Genomic DNA, 3,787 nt, shown 5'->3' on the forward strand with positions numbered 1-3,787 from the left:
AGGGTTTGCGCGTAGAAAAAGCACGGCGGCTTCCGAAAAGGCCCACTTCAAATGGACGTTACCGATCTTGTTGCCACCGGTTCCCAACCTTTTTCCGGAGGAGCTTTTCTCACACTTGACCAAGCGAGAGTAGGAGGCGAAGTTTTGAACGCGCTCGAATCGGTCGATATCGTGGATTTCGTAAAGAATGGTCATGGCGAGTACCTTGCCAATTCCGGGTATGGAACGTAGTCGATAGAAATTGTCCTGGTCATGGAGCTTTGTTTGACGGCAGAGATATAGCTCGAGCTTTGTGATGAGCGAGTCGTAGTGCTCAGCGAGCTCGATGTCTGAGGATACGCTTTTAGAAGCGGCAGAATCGGCGAAATGCTCGGCAACGCCTTCACGATTTTTTCTGTAGGCGAGCCGAGCCTTGGGAGTTGGGAGATTGTATTGGTGGTGTGTGTTTTGGATGTGAGCAAGGAGTTGACCTCGTTGTCGCACCCAAAAGAGTCGACGACGGAGCAAGTCACGGGTGGAGCGCATCTCTGCTGGGTAGACGTAAGCCTGGGGAAGCATGCCACCTCGAAGAAGGGTGGCGATCTTAAGAGCATCGATGCGGTCGTTCTTGGCTTTTCCTCCATGAATGGCTTTCATGTAGAGGGCATGGCCGAGGACGAAAGCGATACCCTCTTGAGCGCAGAGGTCGGCCAGCCAATACCAGGTGAAGATACACTCCACGGCGACGACGAGGTCCTCACGAAAAGGGGCGATGGCGTTCAGGAAAACGTCGGGGTCGGTGGGCAAGTTTTTGTGTAGGAGGGTCTTGCCGTCGTGGCTGAGCACGCAGAGGTACATGGATCTTGCGTGGAGGTCGATGCCGCAGTACTGCTTGTGGTTTGTGTTGTAGAATCTCATCAGGCTCTCTCCTTTTAGGGATCCTTGGATGTTTCCCTAGCGTACCCCCAATACCGGCGCAGGCGGGAGGGGGCCTGTATGAGAATCAACCGGATGCGCCTGACGAGGCCCGGCTAGAATAGAGCCGCGCAGCTGATCGCACTGTTAGACCCCCGGGTTGCACGGGCCGCAGAGTTGGGAGTAATCTGACCACATGGAAAAACCAGTGATCTCCTGCAGCCCCGATGTAATGGGGGGCACCCCGGTATTTGTCGGCACTCGGGTGCCGGTTCAGACGCTCCTTGACTACCTCGAAGCTGGAGAGTCCATTGACGACTTCCTTGCCGGTTTTCCTTCGATCAGTCGAGAACAGGTCATCAAGTTCCTCGAGCAAGCGAAAGACCGTTTGGTCGCCGCTGCCTCGTGAAGGTACTTGTCGACGAGTGCGTTGACTGGCGACTGTGCCGTGACATCGTCGGTCACGAGGTCAAGACGGCGCGCCAGATGGGCTGGTCGACCATCAAGAACGGGGAGCTACTTGCGCTCGCCGCAAAGGAGTTTGACGTATTCGTCACTGTTGATCGGAATCTCTCCTTCAACAGAATCTTCCTGTCTTCACGATCGCAGTCATCGTTCTACGCGCTCCCTCGAATCGCCTCGCTGATCTTCAGCCTCTCGTCCTTGAGCTGCTTGCATGCATTCCCAGTGCCAAGCGAGGTGCTGTTACGTACGTGGGGGTCTAACCCCGCGCTGAACCGGACGCCCAAACAGCGGCGCTGCGCTTGCTGTTTGGGCGCGGGTGAGCGCCGGCCGTTAGAGGTCGCGGTCCCAAGCCCTCCAGTAGCCATACTTTTATATGGCTATTTGGCTGGTTTCTTGATACCATGGCTGCATGGCCGAAGCCCGCTTCGATTGGGACCCGGGCAAGGACCGGGAAAACCAGTCGAAACACGGGGTTTCCTTCGCCGTAGCGCAATTCGCTTTTGCCGATCCCCGGCGCGTGATCGCTGAGGATCTGTCGCACAGCTCGAGCGAGAAGCGGTATTACTGCTTCGGCGAGGTTGGGGACGGCGTCCTCACCGTTCGCTTCACCTACCGTGAGGGTGTCATTCGAATCTTTGGCGCCGGTTATTGGCGAAGAGGCAAGCAAATCTATGAGAGAGAAAATCAGATACACCGATGAACCGCTGGGCGAACTGAAAGTCGTTCCTGACTTTCTTCCGTCTCCCGAAGAGCTCGCTTTCCGCGAGGAAGGCGTAAAAGTGACGATTGCGCTCTCGAAGAGCAGCATCGAATTCTTCAAACGGGAGGCTGCAAAGCACGGCACACAGTACCAGCGAATGATCCGCCGGTTACTGGACAGCTATGCGCGTCATCATTCGCGACCTCTAACCACCCGCTCAACCCGGGCGCGCGGAAAATCCTCGCGCGCCGGTTAGCGGGACACGTTCTGCGGACAACTGAGATGCGCGAGGAATGGCACCCCGCCGAACCCGAAGATCGACTAGGCGCCGACTTTATCGATGCGTGCCTCGGCGCTATCGTTGCGTTGCCTGCCTACCTGCTCGTCGACCGCGCCCTGCTGAGTAGAACAACTGGTTTCTTGGATAGCACCGTGATGCAGGTTGTTCTCGTCGCCTGGTTCTTGTGGAACATGACATACCTGGTGGGCAGGACAGGGCAGTCGTGGGGTGGAAAGCTCGCCGGTCTGAAGGTGGTCAACGCGGACGGCGAACCCATTGGGTTTTGGAGGGCTCTAGGACGCAACCTGTTCGCCATCTGCATCTCGTGGCCGTTGGTCCTTCTGGGGTTCTTGTGGGTAATCTGGGATCCGCAGAAACAGGCGTGGCACGACAAGATATTCCGCACCTTCGTCGTTCGGAGAGTCGTGCTGTGACCAGTTGGAGCGGACGGCGCCGGCAAGTCGGCGCGCCGCGGCTCAACTGGGTGTTGGGCGGAGTGGCAGTAACATAGTGAGCTTCGATTAGAACTTCTCTCGGCGTTCACAGAGCCAAGGCGTGGAAGCCCTACTTTTCTCCACTGTTGTGGTCACACTGGCCGAGATGGGCGACAAAACTCAGCTTCTGTCGTTTGTCCTCGCGGTAAAGCTCAGACGCAAGGTGCCCATCGTTCTCGGCATACTTATCGCTACGCTCGCCAATCATTTTCTGGCCGGCTACGTGGGAGCCCTGCTTGCGAGCCTAGTGTCTCCCCAGACACTGAAGTGGATTGTCGCCCTTTCATTCTTCATCTTCGGAGCATGGGCGCTCAAGCCTGACAAGCTGGAAGAGAATCATAGGCTCCGAGGTACCGGCGTCTTCTTGACCGCACTTATCGCTTTCTTCTTGGTGGAAATGGGGGACAAGACGCAGCTTGCCACGGTGGCACTGGCGGCGCGCTACGATTCGCTGGTCGCGGTGGTTCTGGGCACGACACTGGGCATGATGATCGCGAACGTCCCAGCCGTCTGGATGGGTGAGGCTCTGGCCCACCGAGTCAACATGAAGGTGCTGCACTGGGTAGCTGCGGGGCTATTTGTCCTTCTCGGCATCTTGGCGCTATTCGCATAGGACGGTGTGGTTCGAGCCGGCCACCCGCCCAACCACCCGCTGAAGGCGGCGGCGGGCGACGGGCTCGTCCCGGCCTGGCATCCGCGCTCGCCCACCGCGCCTTAGCGGGAGGGTTGACGGCAGCAAGACGGTGGAGGCCTGAACGCGATGAGTAAGACACTCCGACTTCGGCAGGCAAGATAGGACACCCAGGAGGGCTCACTCATGTTCAAGAGAATCGACCACGTGGAGATCGTCACGGACCAGCCGGAGCGAACCGTGGAGTTCTACACAGGGGTACTAGGATTCAAGGTCAGATCACGCGACCGGATCGACGGCTCGCCCCTCGGCGTGCCGCTGAG

General features: G+C 57.9%; 6 protein-coding genes. 5 read left to right on the forward strand and 1 reads right to left on the reverse strand.

Annotated elements, in window-relative coordinates; genetic code table 11:
* Positions 1-897 (reverse strand): IS110 family transposase (locus VIH17_11720; protein ID HEY4683898.1); only part of this gene is annotated, 897 nt, incomplete at its 3' end.
* Positions 898-1,090: 193 nt separating this feature from the next.
* Between VIH17_11720 and VIH17_11725 the strand changes: the two genes are divergently transcribed.
* The 5 genes from VIH17_11725 (at position 1,091) to VIH17_11745 (ending at position 3,446) form a co-directional block, all read left to right on the forward strand.
* Entirely contained in the window at positions 1,091-1,303 is a 213-nt protein-coding gene (locus VIH17_11725; protein ID HEY4683899.1) for a DUF433 domain-containing protein, read from the forward strand.
* A gap of 465 nt (positions 1,304-1,768) precedes the next feature.
* On the forward strand, positions 1,769-2,059 hold the full coding sequence (locus VIH17_11730; protein ID HEY4683900.1) for a BrnT family toxin: 291 nt from the start codon (positions 1,769-1,771) through the stop codon (positions 2,057-2,059).
* Positions 2,031-2,315 carry a hypothetical protein gene (locus tag VIH17_11735; GenBank protein HEY4683901.1) on the forward strand — a complete coding sequence of 95 codons (285 nt, stop codon included), beginning with the start codon at positions 2,031-2,033 and terminating at the stop codon, positions 2,313-2,315. Before VIH17_11730 ends, VIH17_11735 begins: the two co-directional genes overlap by 29 nt.
* 26 nt (positions 2,316-2,341) lie before the next feature.
* On the forward strand, positions 2,342-2,773 hold the full coding sequence (locus VIH17_11740) for an RDD family protein (protein HEY4683902.1): 432 nt from the start codon (positions 2,342-2,344) through the stop codon (positions 2,771-2,773).
* Between the two features lie 121 nt (positions 2,774-2,894).
* Positions 2,895-3,446 carry a TMEM165/GDT1 family protein gene (locus tag VIH17_11745; GenBank protein HEY4683903.1) on the forward strand — a complete coding sequence of 184 codons (552 nt, stop codon included), beginning with the start codon at positions 2,895-2,897 and terminating at the stop codon, positions 3,444-3,446.
* The last annotated feature ends 341 nt before the right edge of the window (positions 3,447-3,787 follow it).

The organism is Candidatus Acidiferrales bacterium (genome assembly GCA_036514995.1).
Lineage (GTDB): Bacteria > Acidobacteriota > Terriglobia > Acidiferrales > DATBWB01 > DATBWB01.